This is a genomic window from Pseudoalteromonas marina, assembly GCF_000238335.3.
GTDB lineage: Bacteria > Pseudomonadota > Gammaproteobacteria > Enterobacterales > Alteromonadaceae > Pseudoalteromonas > Pseudoalteromonas marina.
In genome coordinates, this window is the sequence record NZ_AHCB03000005.1 from 1,110,355 (window position 1) to 1,130,236 (window position 19,882).

15 protein-coding genes are annotated in these 19,882 nt (G+C 40.2%); 9 read left to right on the forward strand and 6 right to left on the reverse strand.

Going from position 1 to position 19,882, the window contains the following annotated elements; genetic code table 11:
* The first annotated feature begins 178 nt into the window (after positions 1-178).
* Complete coding sequence (locus PMAN_RS05250; RefSeq protein WP_006792426.1) at positions 179-976, forward strand: M48 family metallopeptidase; 798 nt, start codon at positions 179-181, stop codon at positions 974-976.
* 119 nt (positions 977-1,095) lie between these two features.
* Here PMAN_RS05250 and PMAN_RS05255 read toward each other — a convergent pair whose 3' ends face one another.
* The 3 genes from PMAN_RS05255 to PMAN_RS05265 form a co-directional block, all read right to left on the reverse strand.
* Positions 1,096-2,112, reverse strand: a complete 1,017-nt coding sequence (locus PMAN_RS05255; protein ID WP_010557614.1) for an alpha/beta fold hydrolase — start codon at positions 2,110-2,112, stop codon at positions 1,096-1,098.
* Positions 2,113-2,264: 152 nt separating this feature from the next.
* Positions 2,265-3,053, reverse strand: coding sequence for a hypothetical protein (locus PMAN_RS05260; RefSeq protein ID WP_010557615.1), 789 nt, complete (start codon positions 3,051-3,053; stop codon positions 2,265-2,267).
* 119 nt (positions 3,054-3,172) lie between these two features.
* Entirely contained in the window at positions 3,173-4,486 is a 1,314-nt protein-coding gene (locus tag PMAN_RS05265) for a Na+/H+ antiporter NhaC family protein (protein ID WP_021032455.1), read from the reverse strand.
* A gap of 348 nt (positions 4,487-4,834) precedes the next feature.
* Here PMAN_RS05265 and dapB point away from each other — a divergent pair, with 348 nt between their 5' ends.
* From dapB to rhlP, 8 genes are all read left to right on the forward strand, one after another.
* Entirely contained in the window at positions 4,835-5,632 is a 798-nt protein-coding gene (gene dapB / locus PMAN_RS05270; protein WP_006792430.1) for a 4-hydroxy-tetrahydrodipicolinate reductase, read from the forward strand.
* 362 nt (positions 5,633-5,994) lie between these two features.
* The gene (gene carA / locus PMAN_RS05275) at positions 5,995-7,131 is read left to right on the forward strand and encodes a glutamine-hydrolyzing carbamoyl-phosphate synthase small subunit (RefSeq protein WP_006792431.1); all 1,137 of its coding nucleotides are present in this window, start codon (positions 5,995-5,997) and stop codon (positions 7,129-7,131) included.
* A 16-nt stretch (positions 7,132-7,147) separates the two neighbouring features.
* A complete protein-coding gene (carB, locus tag PMAN_RS05280; protein ID WP_006792432.1) occupies positions 7,148-10,366 on the forward strand; it encodes a carbamoyl-phosphate synthase large subunit in 3,219 nt (1,072 codons plus the stop codon).
* A gap of 47 nt (positions 10,367-10,413) precedes the next feature.
* A complete protein-coding gene (gene greA / locus PMAN_RS05285; protein ID WP_006792433.1) occupies positions 10,414-10,890 on the forward strand; it encodes a transcription elongation factor GreA in 477 nt (158 codons plus the stop codon).
* A gap of 132 nt (positions 10,891-11,022) precedes the next feature.
* Positions 11,023-12,066 (forward strand): S66 family peptidase, encoded by a 1,044-nt coding sequence (locus PMAN_RS05290; RefSeq protein ID WP_010557616.1) that lies wholly within the window; start codon positions 11,023-11,025, stop codon positions 12,064-12,066.
* 123 nt (positions 12,067-12,189) lie between these two features.
* Positions 12,190-12,639 (forward strand): hypothetical protein, encoded by a 450-nt coding sequence (locus PMAN_RS05295; RefSeq protein ID WP_010557617.1) that lies wholly within the window; start codon positions 12,190-12,192, stop codon positions 12,637-12,639.
* Between the two features lie 307 nt (positions 12,640-12,946).
* The gene (locus PMAN_RS05300; RefSeq protein WP_008132086.1) at positions 12,947-13,291 is read left to right on the forward strand and encodes a VOC family protein; all 345 of its coding nucleotides are present in this window, start codon (positions 12,947-12,949) and stop codon (positions 13,289-13,291) included.
* A 12-nt stretch (positions 13,292-13,303) separates the two neighbouring features.
* The gene (gene rhlP, locus PMAN_RS05305; RefSeq protein WP_010557618.1) at positions 13,304-14,134 is read left to right on the forward strand and encodes a rhombotarget lipoprotein; all 831 of its coding nucleotides are present in this window, start codon (positions 13,304-13,306) and stop codon (positions 14,132-14,134) included.
* Positions 14,135-14,214: 80 nt separating this feature from the next.
* On the opposite strand, the gene PMAN_RS05310 is transcribed toward rhlP, so the two are convergent.
* The 3 genes from PMAN_RS05310 to PMAN_RS05320 all read right to left on the reverse strand — a co-directional run bounded on the left by PMAN_RS05310 (position 14,215) and on the right by PMAN_RS05320 (position 19,846).
* Positions 14,215-15,105, reverse strand: a complete 891-nt coding sequence (locus PMAN_RS05310; protein ID WP_010557619.1) for a dienelactone hydrolase family protein — start codon at positions 15,103-15,105, stop codon at positions 14,215-14,217.
* A 413-nt stretch (positions 15,106-15,518) separates the two neighbouring features.
* Entirely contained in the window at positions 15,519-18,668 is a 3,150-nt protein-coding gene (locus PMAN_RS05315) for an efflux RND transporter permease subunit (protein WP_010557621.1), read from the reverse strand.
* On the reverse strand, positions 18,665-19,846 hold the full coding sequence (locus PMAN_RS05320; RefSeq protein ID WP_010557622.1) for an efflux RND transporter periplasmic adaptor subunit: 1,182 nt from the start codon (positions 19,844-19,846) through the stop codon (positions 18,665-18,667). Before PMAN_RS05320 ends, PMAN_RS05315 begins: the two co-directional genes overlap by 4 nt.
* Positions 19,847-19,882 lie beyond the last annotated feature (36 nt).

Consider the following 19,882-nt stretch of genomic DNA (forward strand, 5'->3'; position numbering starts at 1 on the left):
ATAAACTCAAGGTAACTAAAACAAGGGCTATAGTGTAGCAGGGCATCGTATATGTATAAACATAGTTTAGCCGGAACGTTACTTACTTCACCGCAAAGTACTTACCTTAAACCAATGATTTTAAACTGGCACTGTGTTTGCTATCCTACTTGCAGTATAAATGACTTAAGGTAATACAATGAAAAAATTGGTATTGGCACTAGTAGCAACGGCTGTTTTAGCAGGGTGTAAAACATCGCCAACAGGGCGTACTCAAATAGCGCTTTATTCGGATCAGCAAATGAGCGAAATGGGTACGGCTAGCTTTGCTGACATGAAAAAAAATCAGCCAATTAATAAAAATCCAAAAACCAATACATATGTAAATTGTATTGCTGAAAAAGTAATTGCCGTTTTACCTAATGAGTATGCATCTCAAAACTGGGAAGTGGTGGTATTTGAAGATGATTCAGCAAATGCATTTGCTTTGCCTGGCGGTTATATTGGTGTTCATACCGGATTACTAAAAATAGCGACTAATCAAGATCAAGTTGCCACCGTTTTAGGGCATGAAGTAGGACACGTAATTGCAGAACACTCTAATGAACGTGTATCACAAAGCTCGTTGTTAAGTACGGGAATGCAGTTGGGTAGTGTTGCGCTTGAAATGGGTAACGTGCAGTACCGTAATGAAATTATGCAAGGGCTCGGATTAGGCGCTCAATATGGTGTGGTTTTACCGTTTAGCCGTTCTCATGAATCTGAGGCCGATACCATTGGTCTTGATTTAATGGCTAAGGCGGGTTTCAACCCAAAAGAGTCGGTTACGCTTTGGGAAAACATGAGTAAAGCGGGAAGCGGTGCAACGCCTGAGTTTTTGTCTACACACCCAGCACCAACGAGTCGTATTAATAATTTGCAGTCGCAAATGACAAAAGCATTAAGTGAGCAAAGTACTGCAAACTCGCAAGGAAAAAGGCCACAGTGCTCACTTTAGTTGAGCTCTTAACAGTATAAAGCAGTGGCGTATAGTGTTGATGCGCTAATAAAATAAAACCCCTGAATGTAAAATACTTTCAGGGGTTTTATTTTGTCGGTTATGTGTATTTATGTGTGTTATTCAGCAGCGAGTGCTTCTTTAAATACAGTTTTAAAGCGCTCAAAGTCTTCTATATGTGGTAAGTGGCCTAAATTATCGAGCTCATATAATTTAGCATTGGGGATAAGCGATACGGCATTTTTGCCTAACTTATCGTATCGACCAAGCTCGTAATCTACACCGGTTTTTTTCCAGTTGCGGCCTGGTCCTGTTCTATCACGGGTACCAATAATTAACTCAACTGGCACGGCAAAGTCTTTAAATTCAGTAATAACGGGTTGAGTGAAAATCATATCGTATGTTTTAGCATTAACCCACGCCATGTGAGCTTTATCCGGCCCTTGTATTTGCCCTGTAATAAAGTTCGTTAATGCTGAATATGTAGCGTTCCACTTACCATCGTAATAGTTTTTTTGCTGATATTTTTTTACGCCCTTGGGCGTTTTAGCAAGCTCATTTTTATAAAAGAAGTTGGTGTCTTTGTATTCAACATAATGTAAGTAGTTTTCAAGCCCTATAGGGTTAAGCAAAACCAATTTAGTTGTTGTATTGGGATACATTAAAGCAAAGCGACTTGCCAACATGCCGCCCATAGAATGGCCAACTACAATTGTTTGTTTTAAGTTAAGGTAGGCAATTAACGCATGTGTATGGTAGGCAAGCGATGCAAACGAATACTGATAATTAGTGGGTTTAGATGATTTACCAAAGCCAATTTGATCAGGAATTAATACACCAAAGCCAAGCGATTGTAAGTACTGCGCTGTAGTCGTCCAATAATCAGCATTAAAATTTTTGCCGTGCATGAGTGTCACGGTAGGCATCTTTTCTTTGGTAGGCTTTAGGTAAATATACGCTATCTTTAAAGACTGCTTTTGTGATTCAACGCTAAAGTAATTTACTTTAAAGTCATATTGATAACTGCTTAAAAGGGCATCGTAAGATAGGGACTCTGTATTTACTTCACTACTTGCTAAAGCATTATTAGTTAAAGCTAACAGGGCAGCAAAACACATCACTTTAATTGACATCATTTCATTATTCCTTCAAAGGTAAAGCATGAGGCTTAAAAGAAATACGACAATAACTAAGTATTTACAGCCATTCAATTAAATACTTTTATGGCATAAAAAAAGGAGCGCTTAATAGGGCTCCAATTTATGTGATTTTAACGCAGTGTAATTGCTTAAAAGGTCCACTCTACATGTATTTGCGGAACTGACTCTGTCACTTCAGTTCCTAGCTTGTTATGCCAGTATTGAAGCTCCATGCCGAGTAGCAACGTATTTTCTTTCATTTCAAAGGCATGACCCATGTCCCATACTAAAATAGGTTGTGCGAGTATCCATGCCTCTACATCGTTTCCAAATTCGTCTTCACGTTCTGCAATGTATTCTGCGTGCCCTCTAAAGCTGAACTTTTGTGAGCCAATAGTAAAAGGGTATTCAAAAGCTACATCAAACATCCAACTATTTGTTTCTATGGGGGCACCACCTTTAGCAACACCTTCGCTGTCGTCAATATAGGCTGTTACTATCGTTTGAAAGAAGTTAAAACCTGGTACATCCCAGCTTAATTTAACACCCGGCAGGTATTTCACCATTTTAGCATCGCCAGCAATATTTATACCGCCAGTAAGGCCAACATCTAATAACGCACCGGTGCCAATTTTTTCACCGCTGAGCGCCGATAAGCTAACAGTTGAATACCATTCGCCGTAAAAATCGCTATCTTGATAGCCGTCAGCTTTATCGTCTTTACTGTAATCAATGAAAAAGAAGTTGTCGCCGTAATCGTAACCCGATGCATGTTGAACTGAGTAAACCGTGGTATCTGACTCCTGCTCAGTAAAAGGGTTTTTTTGGTCGCCATTGTTAATGTGTAATGCTGTGCTGCTCCAATTAGCGGCAAAAGCAGAAGACGATAAAGCAATGGATGTAAGGGTAAAAAAGGAGAGTATTTTATTTAATTTCATAATTTGTATTTAACTATAACTTGAGTGACACGCGAAAGCGCGCATTATAGCAAAAGTGATTAATATGTAGAGTAATATGTTGCAGCTTGTTTTTAAGCTGCAACAGTGGGGCAAAGGTTTTAAGCTTTATTACGACGCAAACAAATTATTGCTATAGCGGTAAATGCTAAAATGAAACAATAATAAGACGATGTTGAGACTTCCCAAGGGCTAATTTTAAACGTAGCGCCAAGTAAAAGTGCTTGTGCTCCATAAGGTAAAGAGCCCTGAGTTACACAAGCAAAAATATCAAGTAGGCTTGCAGAGCGTTTGCCACTAATTTCACCATCGTCAGCGAGTTTTTTAGCAATAGGACCTGCCACAATAATTGAAACGGTATTGTTGGCAATACAAATGTTACTTGTCATGACTAGGGCTGCAATACCAAGTTGGTCAGCTACTTTACGGTGCCATTTAGCAATTACTTTAGTAATGGCTTGAATTTTTTGGGCAATGTAATCAAGGCCACCGTTAATGCGAATAAATTCAGAAAGGCCACCAATAAACATAGAAAGTAAAAATATTTCCTGCATATCGGTAAAACCTTGATAAATATCTTTAACAAAGCTAGACCCTTCGTAGCTACCGGTAAAGCCCATTAATGCAGCAAATATAATACCGCTAAATAACACAACAAATACATTTAGACCTGCTACGGCGAGAACTAAAATAAAGGCATAAGGTAGCACTAACCAAATATCGTAATCTTGGGTTTCGACCACTTGCGCTGCAGGCGTAAGGTAAAACAATAAACCGATTGTTAAAATTGCGGCTGGTACTGCAATTTTAAGGTTTTCTTTAAATTTATCTTTCATTTCACAACCTTGCGTACGTGTAGCCGCAATAGTGGTATCTGAAATAATTGATAAGTTATCGCCAAACATAGCGCCTGACACAATAGTACCCGCCATAAGGGCTGGGTCTATGCCTGTTTTGATCGACACCGCATAAGCAATTGGGCCAATCGCCCCAATAGTACCCATTGATGTGCCCATGGCTGTAGATACAACCGCGGCAATTAAAAATAAACCAGGAAGTAATAGAGCAGGCGGTATCAGTGATAAACCCGCATTAACTACTGCGTCAACACCCCCTGTTGCACTGGCCACTGCAGAAAAAGCACCAGCAAGCAGGTAAATTAAACACATCGTAATAATGTTGTTATGCCCAGCGCCTTTTATAAAGGTTTCAACACATTGATTAACAGTGCCTTTATTAAGTATAAAGGCAAGCATAATGGCGGGTAATATTGCCACCGGTGCTGGGAGTTGATAAAAAGCGTAATCAACCCCTTGAGATTGCAGGTATAAACCAGAACCTAAAAATAGGGCTACAAATGTTAGTAGGGGTAGTAAAGAAAGTATTGCTTTGTTTTTATTAAATGATGGCTGCATCATAATCCTCGGAACCAATTAATTACCACAGCCAAAAATTCCTCTTTTAGCTGAATTTAGCAAGTCTATCTACGTTGTTAAAAGCTAACAAATAGTAGAACAATGCAGCGCCCGCAAGCCAAAGACCAAATCGACGCGAAGGGGAAGTTTAAATGTATAGATGGCTAAAGTAAACTGGTATTGTTATTATTCTTTTATTAAAGGGTTGACTGACTATTACATGACTTTTAGATAAAATCTACTAAGTACGTTACTTTCAGTGATTGATGTTAACTGAGCGATATATACACTCAATATATACAAAACGATCGGTTTACGGTTTAAACAAAAATAAATTAAGGCATAGTGATGATTCGAATAGGTGTTTTTGGTGCTAATGGCAGAATGGGTTTAGCTTTATTGGAAGCCGCAACAATAAAAGAGCAAACACAACTAACAGGCGCCTATGTTCGCAGTGGGTCATCGTTAATTGGAGTTAATGTAAACCAAATAAATAGCGCTGCTGATAAAAACGTATGTTTTAGCGACGAAAACACGCTCGAAAGTGTTGATGTTTTAATTGATTTCACCCTGCCAGACGGTATGCGTAGCCACTTAAAGCGTGCTGTTGAACAATCTCTCCCTTTAGTTATTGGCACAACAGGTTTAACGGCCGATGACATGGCATTATTAGAAAATGCTGCTAAACATATACCTATTGTATTTGCTCGTAACTACAGTGTTGGTGTAAATGTTTTACTAAATTTAGTTCAAACGGCTGCCACTAAGTTCGGTGACGATTTAGATATTGAGATATTTGAAGCGCATCACCGTCATAAAATCGATGCGCCATCGGGCACGGCTCTGGCAATTGGTGAGTCAATTGCAGATGCAAAAGGATGGAACCACGAAGAGGTTGCTGTATACGATCGAAGCCAAATTGAAACTGAAAAATCTCAAAACGAAATTGGTTATTCAGTCCTAAGAGGAGGTGACATAGTAGGTGAACATACCGCCTATTTTGCCACAATGGGGGAAAGGCTTGAATTAACGCACAAAGCAAGTTCGAGAATGACCTTTGCGCTAGGCGCTATAAGAGCTGCAAGCTGGTTGCAAAATAAACCGGTAGGACTTTATGACATGCAAGATGTGCTCGATTTAAAGTAGTTTAGTATCTATTTTGGGTGTTTGGGTCTAATTTTAGCTAAAAGCACTTATTTGTTATGATTTACCAAATAATGTTAGACCTAAAACTCAACATCATGTAGTATACAGCCAATTTGCCAAAAATTACTAAATGCGTGTTTCCAATTATACCCAAGTGGCTAGTAAAATCAGGGGTTCAGTGGGAATGATAAGAGTTTTAGGCAAGAAAAAATGTTGAAGATTTAGCGGTTATATCGGCCTCATTTAAGACTGCGTAAAACAATTTAATCTCATACAAAATCTGGTTTTGACGATCCCTCTGGGTATTGGCGGGGTGATAAGCAATTTGCTTACTCCCGTTTTTTACTGTTAGGAGGTTTAACTTGACTAAATCCGCTCTGTTAGTCCTAGAAGACGGCACAGTGTTTCGCGGTACTGCAATCGGCGCTGACGGCATGTCAGTCGGTGAAGTGGTATTCAATACGTCTATGACTGGTTATCAAGAAATTTTGACTGACCCTTCGTACGCGGAACAAATCGTAACTTTGACGTACCCACATATCGGTAATACGGGTACCAACAGCGAAGACGAAGAAGCGAATCAAATATGGGCTAAAGGCCTAGTGATCCGTGATTTGCCACTGCTAGCAAGTAATTTTCGTAACGAGCAATCGTTAGATGATTACTTGAAAGAACGTAATATTTTAGGTATTGCGGACATCGACACCAGAAAGCTAACACGTATTTTGCGCGACAAAGGCGCTCAAAATGGTTGTATTATTGCTGGTGACGAACTAGACGAACAAAAAGCGCTACAAGCCGCGCAAGCCTTCCCAGGCTTAAAAGGTATGGATTTAGCAAAAGTTGTCTCAACCAAGGAAAATTTTGAGTGGCGCGAATCAAGCTGGACATTAGGCGAGGGGTTTAAAACCTTAGATACCGCCGATGAAAAGTTTCATGTTGTAGCCTATGACTTCGGTGTTAAGCGTAATATATTACGTATGCTTGTTGACCGTGGTTGTAAACTTACCGTAGTACCTGCACAAACTAGTGCTGCTGACGTACTCGCATTAAACCCCGATGGTATTTTCTTATCTAATGGCCCTGGCGATCCTGAGCCATGTACATACGCAATTGACGCGATAAAATCATTTTTAGAAACCGACACACCCATTTTTGGTATTTGTTTAGGTCACCAGTTATTAGCGCTTGCTTCAGGTGCTAAAACAGAAAAAATGAAATTTGGCCATCATGGTGGTAACCACCCAGTTAAAGATCTAGACCGCGATGTAGTGATGATCACAGCGCAAAACCATGGTTTTGCAGCCCAAGAATCAAGCCTACCAAGCACGCTTCGTGCAACACACAAATCACTGTTTGACGGTACGCTTCAGGGTATTCATCGTACAGATAAGCCAGCATTTAGTTTTCAGGGTCACCCTGAGGCAAGTCCTGGCCCGCATGATGCAGCCCCATTATTTGACCACTTCATCGATTTGATGCAAGCGCGTAAACACTAATTTAACTGGAGTAATAATGCCAAAACGTACCGACATAAAAAGCATTCTTATCTTAGGCGCAGGCCCAATTGTTATTGGTCAAGCTTGTGAATTTGACTACTCTGGTGCACAAGCGTGTAAAGCACTCAGAGAAGAAGGCTATAGAGTTATCCTTGTTAACTCAAACCCAGCAACGATTATGACCGACCCAGAAATGGCTGATGCAACATACATCGAACCTATTCACTGGGAAGTAGTAGAAAAAATCATCGAAAAAGAAAAGCCAGATGCAGTCCTGCCTACTATGGGCGGTCAAACAGCATTAAACTGTGCACTTGATTTAGATAAGCACGGTGTATTGGCTAAGCATGGCGTAGAGTTAATTGGCGCAACAGCTGATGCAATAGACAAAGCCGAAAACCGTGAACGCTTTGACACTGCAATGAAAAATATTGGGCTTGAGTGTCCTCGTGCAGAGATAGCACACTCAATGGAAGAAGCTAAAGATACAATGAGCCGCATAGGCTTACCGTGTATCATTCGTCCTTCTTTCACCATGGGTGGCACCGGTGGCGGTGTTGCTTACAACATGGAAGAGTTTGAAGAAATTTGTGAGCGTGGTTTAGACTTATCACCTACTAACGAATTACTAATTGATGAATCACTGATTGGTTGGAAAGAGTACGAAACAGAAGTTGTTCGTGACAAAAAAGACAACTGTATTATTGTTTGTACTATTGAAAACTTTGACCCAATGGGCGTGCACACAGGCGACTCAATCACTGTTGCACCAGCGCAAACGTTAACCGACAAAGAATACCAAATTATGCGTAATGCCTCTATGGCAGTACTGCGTGAAATTGGTGTTGAAACCGGTGGCTCTAACGTACAATTTGGTATTAACCCTAAAGATGGCCGTATGGTTATCATTGAGATGAACCCACGTGTATCGCGCTCATCGGCACTAGCCTCTAAAGCAACGGGTTTCCCAATTGCTAAAATTGCAGCAAAACTTGCAGTAGGCTACACGCTTGACGAACTTCAAAACGATATCACTGGCGGTAAAACACCAGCCTCTTTTGAGCCTTCAATTGATTACGTTGTAACTAAAATACCTCGCTTTAACTTTGAGAAATTTGCCGGTGCTAACGACCGTTTAACCACGCAAATGAAATCAGTGGGCGAAGTAATGGCAATTGGTCGTAACCAACAAGAGTCATTACACAAAGCATTACGTGGTCTTGAAGTTGGCGCAACGGGTTTTAACCCAATTGTTGCACTTGATGACCCTAAGGCAAAAGAAAAAATCATCCGTGAATTACGTGAGCCAGGTGCTGAGCGTATTTGGTACATTGCAGATGCAATGCGACACGGTATGAGCGTTGAAGATGTTTACGAGCTGACTAAAGTTAACCGCTGGTTCTTGGTTCAAATTGAAGACATTTTAAAAGATGAGGCAAGAATCGCTGAAGGCGGAATGGCTGGCCTTAATGCAGATTTTTTACGCAAGCTTAAGCGTAAAGGCTTTGCCGACCCGCGTATTGCTGAAATTGCCGGCGTGTCAGAAGCTGAAATTCGTAAAAAACGTCATCAGCTAAATATTGTGCCAGTGTACAAGCGTGTAGATACGTGTGCTGCAGAATTTAGTTCAGACACCGCTTACATGTACTCATCGTATGATGAAGAGTGTGAAGCAAATCCAACAGACAAAGATAAAATCATGGTTATTGGTGGCGGTCCTAACCGTATCGGCCAAGGTATTGAATTTGATTACTGTTGTGTACATGCTGCGCTTGCACTTCGTGACGACGGTTACGAAACCATCATGGTTAACTGTAACCCTGAAACCGTATCTACCGATTACGATACATCTGACCGACTTTACTTTGAGCCAATTACACTTGAAGACGTATTAGAAATTGTACGTGTTGAAAAGCCAAAAGGTGTTATCGTGCAGTACGGTGGTCAAACACCACTTAAACTAGCACGTGAGCTAGAAGCCAATGGAGTGCCAGTAATTGGTACTTCACCAGATGCAATTGACCGTGCAGAAGACCGTGAGCGTTTCCAACAGTTAGTAGAGCGTTTAGATTTACTACAGCCAGAAAACGCAACGGTTACATCAACTGAAGAAGCTATTTTAAAATCAGCTGAAATTGGTTTCCCGCTGGTTGTTCGTCCATCATATGTATTAGGTGGCCGTGCAATGGAAATTGTATACGACGAAGACGATTTACGTCGTTACATGACCGAAGCAGTTCAAGCCTCAAATGAAGCGCCTGTTTTATTAGACCACTTCCTAGATAACGCAATTGAAGTTGACGTTGACGCAATATGTGACGGCGAGCAAGTAATCATTGGCGGTATTATGGAACACATTGAGCAAGCTGGTGTTCACTCTGGTGACTCTGCCTGTTCATTACCAGCACATTCTTTATCGCAAGAAGTGCAAGATGTAATGCGCAAGCAAGTAACCGATATGGCTCTTGAACTGGGTGTTGTAGGCTTAATGAATACACAGTTTGCAGTAAAAGATGGCAAAGTGTATTTAATTGAAGTTAACCCACGTGCTGCGCGTACGGTTCCATTTGTATCTAAAGCCACCGGCGTTGCACTTGCAAAAGTAGCTGCACGTTGTATGGCGGGCCAATCTTTAGCGAGCCAAGGCATTACTAAAGAAATTATCCCTCCTTACTACAGCGTTAAAGAAGTGGTTTTACCGTTTGCTAAGTTCCAAGGTGTAGACCCTATCCGTGGCCCTGAAATGCGCTCAACAGGTGAAGTAATGGGTGTTGGTGATACTTTCGCCGAAGCATTCGCAAAAGCACAATTAGGTGCAAGCAATACTTTACCACGCGGTGGTCGCGCGTTATTATCTGTTCGTAATAGCGATAAGTCACGTATTGTTGAATTAGCTAAAATCATGACCGAGTTAGGTTTTGAATTAGACGCAACAGGTGGCACAGCCAAAGCGCTTGAAGAAGCGGGTATTAACGTTCGTCGCGTAAATAAAGTTTACGAAGGTCGTCCACATATTCTTGATTACATTAAGAATAAAGAATACAGCTATATCGTTAATACCACCGAAGGTCGCCAAGCGATCGAAGATTCGAAGGTGTTACGTCGTGGTGCATTGCAAAATAAAACCAACTATACGACTACCTTGAACGCGGCATTCGCTAACTGTACTGCTAACAAAGCAGATGACCGCAGTAAAGTGGCGTCAGTTCAAGAGCTACACCTGCGATTGAACTAAGGAAATGTACCAAGGCCTAATTAGGCCTTGGTGTTAAGTGAGAAAATATGCAAACAATTCCGATGACAGTTCGTGGCGCAGATTTACTGCGTAAAGAGCTTAACGAATTAAAAACAGTTACCCGTCCTAAAATCATCGCTGATATTGCTGATGCGCGTGAACACGGTGACTTAAAAGAAAACGCTGAGTACCACGCTGCGCGTGAGCAACAGGGTTTTTGTGAAGGTCGTATTCAAGAAATTGAAGCTAAACTTTCAAATGTTCAAATAATCGACGTAACTAAAATGCCTAACACAGGTAAGGTTATTTTTGGTACCACAGTAACTATTGTTAATGTAGAGACTGATGCCGAAGTTAAATACCAAATAGTTGGCGATGATGAGGCAGATATTAAAAATAACTTAATCTCTGTTAACTCACCTATAGCTCGTGGTTTGATTGGTAAACAAATGGATGATGCAGTCACCATTAAAACACCAAAGGGCGACGTTGAATACGAAATCATTGAAGTTGAGTACCTTTAATATATCCTCACTTTAGCGTTTACATAAAAGCCGATGTGATTACATCGGTTTTTTTATGCCTTTAATAATCTCGACTTTGTTTACTTTATTGGGTACGTTAGGTTGACTATATCCTAATGATTGAGAGTACTGATGTCCTTAATTAATTTTCCTGAGCCACTTAAACCTAATGATAATATTGCAATTTGTGCGTTTTCTTCAGGTGTTGATAATCACTTTCGAACACGATTAGACACTGTGCTAAATGGTTTAAAGTCGCTAGGGTATAAAGTAATTGAAGGTAATAGTGTGAGGAAAAATATTAGCGCTAAAGATCGAGCTTTAGAGCTAATGCACTTTCTTACCGACGAAAATATAGCGGCAATTATGCCGCCATGGGGTGGAGAGCTTGCGCTAGAAGTTTTGCAATATATTGACTTCAACATAGTGAAAACGGCTAAACCTAAGTGGTTGGTGGGGTTCTCTGATGTTAGTACATTAGCGTGTGTGCTCACTTCTCGTTGTGGTTGGGCAACTCTTCATACTGCTAATTTAATGCAGCTACATCCAAATGAAACTGATCATAATTGTGTAAATGTTTTTCACGTTTTAGCGCTCACCAAAGGCGAGCAATTTGAACAAGTACCTTCAACTTCATACCAAACTAAATTAATTAATTATGAGAGCGACCCTGATGCGTTGTTTGAACTTACTGAGCCAACTCAATGGCAATGTTTAAATTACAACGATGCGCGTAAATTAGAAATAACAGGCCGGCTTTTTGGCGGCTGTTTAGACACGCTTAACTTGTTGCTTGGCTCGCCTTACCTCGATTTACATCGCTTTAAACAAGAGTATGCACCAGAGGGGCTTGTGCTCTTTCTAGAAAACGCAGAGTTAAGCCCAACAGCCGTAGCACGTAGTCTCATTGCATTAAAACTAAATGGCGTACTTACTGATGTAAACGGTATTATACTTGGTCGCAGTGCCATTATTGATAGCCCCCATAAGCAGATTGATTATTACCAAGCAATAGAATTAGCACTTGGTAAATGTATTTTCCCCGTACTGTTTGATGCTGATATTGGGCATGTTGCACCTAATTTAAACTTAATTAATGGTGCAAGCTGTACGATTAACGCAGACATAAATGAAGGCAAAGTGATTAAGGCATCGCTAAGCACTAAGCTGTGTTAATTATAAAGTCGCTCTTATTGGTGGCTAATCATATAAAAGTAATGGATAAATTAAGCTCTCTAATTTATTTTAGTTAATCATTAGTTTTTATACGTATTGTATATTTGAAAAGGAATCGCTAAGTTGAAAATTACGGACGCTCATTATAAAAACGGCTTTGCTTTTATTGCCGTTGTTATGTTTATCGCTTTTTTTATAATTTGGTATATAAACAATGAAATTGAAGCTTCTTTTTTGCTGTTATTTTTTGCATGCTTATCGTTTAGGTATCGATTTACCGATGAATATAAAGCTAAACATTCCCCACATAATCTAATCAAGAGAAGCGCCGGCACTATAAAAATCACAAAGCCAAATTTGAGTCGCTTTAAGTTTATATCAGATCAAGAGTCGATCGAGGTTAAGCGAATTTCTATTGTTAATATAAGTGATAATTGGTTATCAATAATTATTGACGGAAACGGCAATGGTTACGATTTTCAACTTTTAGGCTCAAAAGATGTAATTTATCAACAATTTAACTCACTGCTAAATTCAGATGAAAAAGAGAACATTGATATTAACTACGTGTAATTTATTGAGCGCTTAATACCGCGCTTGATGGTAAAAGCGATAGGGCATGTTGACCTTAGTGGCTTGAGTTTATTTAATTTAGTGGACGTGGAATAACTGCGCTATGTGTGCAGCCGAGCGGGCTAAGCAAAAGTCGAGCAATGCCTATGCATCCAGCTTACGCCTTTAGCCTAATTTATACAGGCAACAAATAGTAAATGGCTCTTAGCAAGGACAACCCTTAACCCTGAAAGTTTATTAGTCTCTAAAGTCGCTTTTAAAAGTAAGTTAATAAGCTCTGCTGCACCTAAATAACAACAGGAAAACAATGAAAATAGATGACATCAGAGTGTTTGTGCCATGTAAAAACTATCAACAATCGTGTGCATTTTATCAGGCGCTGGGCTTTAATGTTGAGCAGGCATCAGCTGATTTAAGTATTGCAACATCAGGTGAATGCAGCCTCTTTTTACAGCGTTACTACAACCAAGAATTTTCTGAAAATTTAATGCTGCAAGTGTGCGTATTAAACATAAACGAAGCTTTTAACACTATTAGTAAGTTAACTCACTTTGATATTCGCTTTGAAGGGATAAAACAAGAGCCGTGGGGTAAAGTGATTTATTTATGGGGACCATCAGGCGAGCTTTTACACATAACTGAATTTAATTAAAAAGGAATAATAATGAAAAAAAATACGTTTTTTGTCATGTTGATGGTTTTTGTACTGACCTCATGTAGTGCGCTTGTGAGTAATAATGCAGGTAAAAATACGCGTTCTAGCAGTTTGGTTGACTTTCTTTATCCAAACGAAGATAGCCGTGCTACGTATAAACCAGAAATTCCAGTGTTAAAATTACCTGTTACTGTGGGCATTTCATTTGTGCCTTCTAAGGATTGGCGAGCAAACAGTATTGAAAGTCAAAATGAGGTAGAGTTGCTCGAAAGAGTTAAAAAATCGTTTTTGCAGTACGATTACATTGACCGCATAGAAGTAATTCCAAGTACGTACCTTAAAGGTGGAGAAGGGTTTTCAGCGCTTGAACAAGTAGGGCGACTGTACGATGTAGACGTGATGGCATTGGTTTCTTACGATCAAGTAACGCAAACCTATGAAAATAACGCCGCATTACTGTATTGGACCATTGTAGGTATGTACGTTATTCCCGGTAACGAAAATACGATTCAAACCTTTGTCGACACTGCTGTTTTTGATATAAAAAGTAAAAAAATGCTTTTTAGAGCACCAGGCATCAGCAAGCTTGAAAAAAGAACCACCGCTATTGGTATTGACGAAACGCTCAATGAAAAGTCACTTGAGGGGTTTAATTTAGCGGTTACCGATATGAGCCTAAATTTAGATGCGGAATTAGCACGCTTTAAAACGCGGGTTAAAGAAGAAAAAATAGCAAAAATAGAGAATAAAGATGGCTCAAGCAGTGCTGGGGCGTTTAGTGTGTTTATTCTGGTTTTTATATCGCTACTTGTTTTAAAGCGCAGATATGTTAATAACTAAACATCTATATAACTAAGTCGCTAAATAATTAAATTTAAAACGCCACATTATTCAACTTATGCGGCGTTTTTTTCTGGTGTTTAGCTTAATTTTTCATTAAAAAACGCTAAGGTACGCTGCCAAGCAAGCTCTGCTTTTTGCTCATCATAACGCCCAGTAGAGTCGTTATGAAAACCATGATTAGCGCCTTCGTACATGTGCATAGTGTACTCAACATTGTTAGCTTTTAAGCTTTTTTCATACTCAGGCCATGTGGCGTTAACGCGTTTATCAAGTTCACCTAATTGAATCAGTAAAGGGGCTTTTATATTTTTGTGTAAGCTTTCACTTGCAGGTGTGCCATAAAAGGGCACGCCCGCGCTGAGTAAGTCACTATCAACTGCGGCTAAGTAGTTAACAATATAACCCCCAAAACAAAAGCCTACGGCGCCTAATTTGCCGTTGCTGCTAGGGTGGGCTTTTAAAAAGTGAGCGGCGGCTACAAAGTCGTTTTGAATTTTAGCTCTGTCCATCGTGCGTTGCATTGCACGCCCCTCATCATCATTACCCGGATAGCCACCAAGCGGGAAAAGTGCATCGGGAGCAAAAGCAATAAAACCTTTTTTGGCTAAGCGCCTTGCTACGTCTTTTATGTAAGGGTTTAAACCACGGTTTTCGTGAAAAACTAATACAACCGGCAGTTTACCTTCAATTTTGCTAGGCACCGCTAAATAACCTTTACCCTTACCATGCCCGTTTGGCGAATCAAATTCCTCGTAAGTGGCTTTAATATCGTCATCGTTAAACGAGACTTGCTCTGCAAGTGCATAGTTAGGTAAAAGCGCGTTGGTGAGCACACTCATTGAAATCCCCAGTGCTGCAAGGCCACCTAGTTTTTTCATAAAAGTACGGCGGTCCATTAAACCATGGGCATATTCGTCGTACCAATCAAACGCTTCTTGAGGTATGTGATCTATTTGAGGTGAATTCATGGTTTTCCTTAATTGTTTTGCTTTTTAATATTAAGTACCTAAACGTATCGGGTATAAAAAACGAGCACTAATTTTACTATTTAGTGTATTTTTGCCGTTAACTATTAATAAGCAGAGAGGTTATGATCAACCCTCATCATAAAATCTAATCCTACAAAGGCAAACGCGACAACAATGGCACCCAATAACATTAAATTACGGTTATTTATTCTGTATCCAACAATGGTTAGCACTGCAAATATGATAAATAAAATAAGTTGAAATGTACCCGTGGTTAATCCTTTAAGAAAGTAAACTGAGAGTTAAAATACCAGTGAAAAGGGGAAGTTAGCAAATAATTGAAGGTTATTTTTAACTATAAATAAAAAGCTCGGTATGTTGCCGAGCTTTTTTTGGTTGGGGGTTTTACTTAATTAGCTATTGGTCGTTGTTGGTTGGCCATCGACAATAGGGTGTTTACCACGCCACTTACGAATCATTCGTTTTGTATCTTCAAGTGCGACATACTGACACGGTATAAGAATAAGCGTAATCACGGTGGCAAATAGCACACCAAAGGCGAGTGATACGGCCATAGGTATTACAATTTGTGCCTGTAAACTCGTTTCCATAATAATAGGTAACACGCCAATAAAGGTGGTCACTGAGGTTAGCAATATAGCTCTAAAACGACGAGCTCCCGCTTGCATAACCGCTTCTTTTATAGGTACACCTTCTGCACGCGCTTTATTTACAAAGTCAACCATAACTAACGAATCGTTCACAACAATACCGGCGACCGCAATGATGCCAAACATTGAAAGGCCGCTCATGGTCATTCCTAATACCATATGCCCAAACATTGCACCGACCACACCAAATGGAATAACCGACATAATGATCAATGGTTGTGAGTATGAGCGAAGCGGAATGGCTAATAATGCAAATATAATCATTAGTGAAATTGCAAAATCACGTAATTGCTCATCAGCGCTTTCCATTTCCTCTTGCACTCGACCAGCGACATTACTGGTAACACCTGGGTAATTTTGTAAAAGGGTTGGTAAATACTCGTCAGTGATTTCTTTTACAATGGCAAAAGGTTCAACTTTATCAGTATTAATGGCTGCCCATACATTAACTGTTCTGTTTGCGTTTTCACGGCGGATTCTGTTTACACCATCTACAATGTTGATTTGTGCAACTTCACTTAACGGCACTTCAACACCTGTTGGCGTGATAATACGTGTGCTGTGTATGTTACTAATAGAGTTACGTTCGTTTTCAGGGTAGCGGATCATCACTCTGATCTCTTCGCCTTCACGTAAAATACGTTGTGCCTCTAATCCGTAATAACTAAAGCTAACTTGCGATGCAACGTCTGCAAGGGTCAATCCCATGCTGTATGCAAGTGGTTTTAAATCAAGTTGCACTTCATCGGTAGCGCTTTGTAGTGAGTCGTTAACATCGCCTACGCCTTCCATGCTTTGTAATTTAGTTTTTAATAACGAAGCAACTTCTTTTAGTTTGTCGGTATCTTTACCTTGCAGTCTAAAACTTACGTCGCCGTCATCTCGTCCGCCACCAAATAAGTTATCTTCAATGGTCAACGTTTTAACGCCCGGCAACGGTGGCAATTTTTCACGCCATAATGAGCTAAGAGTGAAGGTATCAATAGGGCGTTTATCAGGTTCAATGAGCACAGCCATTAATTGTGCAGTGGTACGGCCACGAAGGCTTACCGAGAGGTCACGAATCATTTTTTGACCGTATTGTGCTTCAAGCTCTTCATCTACACTAAGAAGCACCGCTTCAATTTTTTTAGCTGTTTCAAGTGTTGCTTGCTCTGATGATTCAAGATTCATTTCTACAACCACACGCGGAAAGTCATGTTGTATTTTAGGGTTTGGTACAAATTTAACTAAACCGCCTGCAAACATGCCTGCGCTCATAATTAAAATACATATAAACCCAATAATTACGGTATAGCGATAATGAATACAGTGCCCTATGAAAGGCGTGTAGTAATTTTGAACAAACGATTTAAGGCCTTTATCAACAACCATACGCACCTTGTGCAATGGGTTTTTAGGATTAGGTTTACGTGGGTTCATTGCGGCAATATGAGCCGGTAAAATAAGTTTTGATTCAATCAACGAAAAAATCAAACACAGGATAATAACGACACCAATTGCTTTAGAAAATGCTGCGCCTGGGCCTGATGCCATAGCTTGTGGTAAAAAAGCAGCAATGGTAGTGAGTACGCCAAATGTAGCGGGCATTGCAACACGTTTAACACCACGGATTACGTTATCGAGTGAGTGGCCGTGTTTTTCTATTTCGGCACTTGCCGATTCTCCCACAACAATTGCATCGTCCACCACAATACCGAGTACAATAATAAAGGCAAATAGCGACACCATATTAATGGTGATATCTAAAAAGCCTATCGGCATGAACAAAAAGGCACCCAAAAAAGAAACCGGTAAACCCATCATTACCCAAAATGCTAATCTAAGCGGTAAAAACAATGCCAACACCAGCATAACTAAAACACCACCCCATACCATGTTATCGATCATCATATCGAGACGACCTTGCAGGTAGTAGGTTAAATCAACCATAGGGGTTAGTTTTACGCCTTGTGGTAATTTAGATTCTTTTTCGGCCATGTAATTTTTAAGTACTTTGGCAACGTCGGTAATGTCTTGATCTTTAGATGCTGCAATATCAAACATTAACGAATTTTTACCATTGTATTTTGAATATAATAAGCCTTCTTCAAAACCATCGTTAATGGTGGCTACATCGCCTAAATAAATTTGTGCGCCATCAGCAAGGGTAATTAAAGGCAGCTGCTCAAACTCATTGCCTTTATATGCTTGTTTTTCAACACGCATAGAAATATACCCATTATCTGAACGGATTTGGCCAGCCGACATATTAGTTGAAAAGTTTCTTACAGCGTTTGATACATCTCTAAAAGTAAGGCCGTATTCACGCAGTTTGTCGGGGCTAATCTCAATGCCTATTTCATAATTTAAGCCGCTAAAAAAACTGACTAAATTAACACCAGGTAAAGCGAGTAATTCATCTTCTAAATCGGTACCTAGTTCTTTTAGTTGGGCATAGGTCATATCCCCATATAGTGCAATAAACATCACTTCTTGTTGAAACTTATCGCGCTGAATTATTGGTCTTTCCATACCTGCTGGAAAAGAGTTAATAGAATCTACTTGGGCTTTTATTTCGTCTAAGGCTTCTTGAAGGTCGTATTTTTCTTCAATTTCAATCCATGCCTGTGCATAACCACGGTTAGAGTAAGTTATAAAGCGTTTAATGCCCTCTAATCCCTCAAGGTTTTCTTCAATTTTTATTGTAATGCCTTCTTCAACCTCTTGCGGTGCGGCGCCAGGGTAAACGGCTTGAACACTCACCCAGTTACTTTCAAATTGCGGAAATGCTTGCTTACGAATCGTTAAGGCTGTTAATAAACCGCCAACCAGAATAAAAATCATGATTAAATTTGCTGCAACAGGGTTGCGAGCAAACCAGGCAATTAGGCCCTTTTCAGAGGTACTCATAGGGTGTCCTCTTTAAGAGCAAGCTGTGTTACTTCACCTTGTTTGTCATCTTCATCCGTTTTAACAGCCATTCCTTCGCTTGGGTATTCTAGTGCTGAGGTAATCAACTGTTCACCTAGTTGTAATCCTTGATCGGCTATTACCATGCCATCTTGTTCACGAACAATATTCAGTGTTTTAAAGCTTAGAGTATTGTTCGCGTTTAAAATGGCAATTTGTTTATCTTTAACAAGGTGATGCGGGACAATAATTGCGTTATCAAGGGCTCTGCCCTCAATGGTTGCATTAATGTATGAACCAAAACGTAGTGGCTTAGTGTTATCGGCGTATGGCGTTGGCAGTTGCGCAACTAAATAACTCATGCGGCTCACTTGATCTATTACGCCTTCGCTGCGCACAACTTCGGCCTGCCATGACGTTTGCTTGCCGGCAAATTCAGCATTAAGGGTAACGGTTGCACCAATGCCTCCATTGGCTAGGTATTGCATTTCGCTATCTGCTACAGGTAAACGTACTTCTGCCACCGATGTGGCACTTAATGCGCCAAAGCTACTGCCCGGGTTTACTACAGAGCCTAAGCTTATTGTGCGTGCGTTAATAATAGCGTCGTATGGGGCTTTTATATAAGTGCGTTCAAGGTTACGCTTTGCACGTTTAACACTGGCTTGGGCAGAGCGGTAACGCGCTAGCTTTTCGGCTAATTGCGGTTTACGTAAATAAAGCTCTGATGCAGTTGAGTCACTTGAGTCTGATTTAATACGTTCCCATTCAGCTTTTGCTACATGCGCTTGGGCACGTTCTATTTCAAGGGCTGAACTTGCTTGAGCAAGGCCGGCTTGTGCTTCAATAAAATCGGCTTCGTAATCATTTGGATCAATTCGTGCTAATATGTCGCCTTGTTTTACAAATGCACCTTCAACAAATTCATCTGCTACGGAAATAACTTGGCCACTAACTTGTGCAATTAGCTCGGTACGGTCTTTAGGTTTTACAACTCCGTACGATTTTACGTCGAGTGTTATTGCATCAATGTTGACTGTTTGCGCAGCAACCAGTGGACGAGTATCTTGCGCTGGTTTTTCTTCAGGCGGGGTTTTCATATTTGAAAAGCCAATTGCCAGTGCAATTCCGGCAGCTAAAACTGCGATTGGAAGAACAATTTGTTTTTTAGTAGCCACAAGGCATTCCTTCATAAAAGTGGTGATAGGGCAATA

What these genes read in the sequence shown, in the direction of transcription:
- PMAN_RS05265 (WP_021032455.1), bottom strand. Translation starts at nt 4,486, where the DNA reads ATGCAGCCATCATTTAATAAAAACAAAGCAATACTTTCTTTACTACCC.
- rhlP (WP_010557618.1), top strand. Translation starts at nt 13,304, where the DNA reads ATGAAAAAAAATACGTTTTTTGTCATGTTGATGGTTTTTGTACTGACC.
- PMAN_RS05310 (WP_010557619.1), bottom strand. Translation starts at nt 15,105, where the DNA reads ATGAATTCACCTCAAATAGATCACATACCTCAAGAAGCGTTTGATTGG.
- PMAN_RS05250 (WP_006792426.1), top strand. Translation starts at nt 179, where the DNA reads ATGAAAAAATTGGTATTGGCACTAGTAGCAACGGCTGTTTTAGCAGGG.
- carB (WP_006792432.1), top strand. Translation starts at nt 7,148, where the DNA reads ATGCCAAAACGTACCGACATAAAAAGCATTCTTATCTTAGGCGCAGGC.
- PMAN_RS05315 (WP_010557621.1), bottom strand. Translation starts at nt 18,668, where the DNA reads ATGAGTACCTCTGAAAAGGGCCTAATTGCCTGGTTTGCTCGCAACCCT.
- PMAN_RS05255 (WP_010557614.1), bottom strand. Translation starts at nt 2,112, where the DNA reads ATGATGTCAATTAAAGTGATGTGTTTTGCTGCCCTGTTAGCTTTAACT.
- PMAN_RS05300 (WP_008132086.1), top strand. Translation starts at nt 12,947, where the DNA reads ATGAAAATAGATGACATCAGAGTGTTTGTGCCATGTAAAAACTATCAA.
- PMAN_RS05260 (WP_010557615.1), bottom strand. Translation starts at nt 3,053, where the DNA reads ATGAAATTAAATAAAATACTCTCCTTTTTTACCCTTACATCCATTGCT.
- greA (WP_006792433.1), top strand. Translation starts at nt 10,414, where the DNA reads ATGCAAACAATTCCGATGACAGTTCGTGGCGCAGATTTACTGCGTAAA.
- dapB (WP_006792430.1), top strand. Translation starts at nt 4,835, where the DNA reads ATGATTCGAATAGGTGTTTTTGGTGCTAATGGCAGAATGGGTTTAGCT.
- PMAN_RS05290 (WP_010557616.1), top strand. Translation starts at nt 11,023, where the DNA reads ATGTCCTTAATTAATTTTCCTGAGCCACTTAAACCTAATGATAATATT.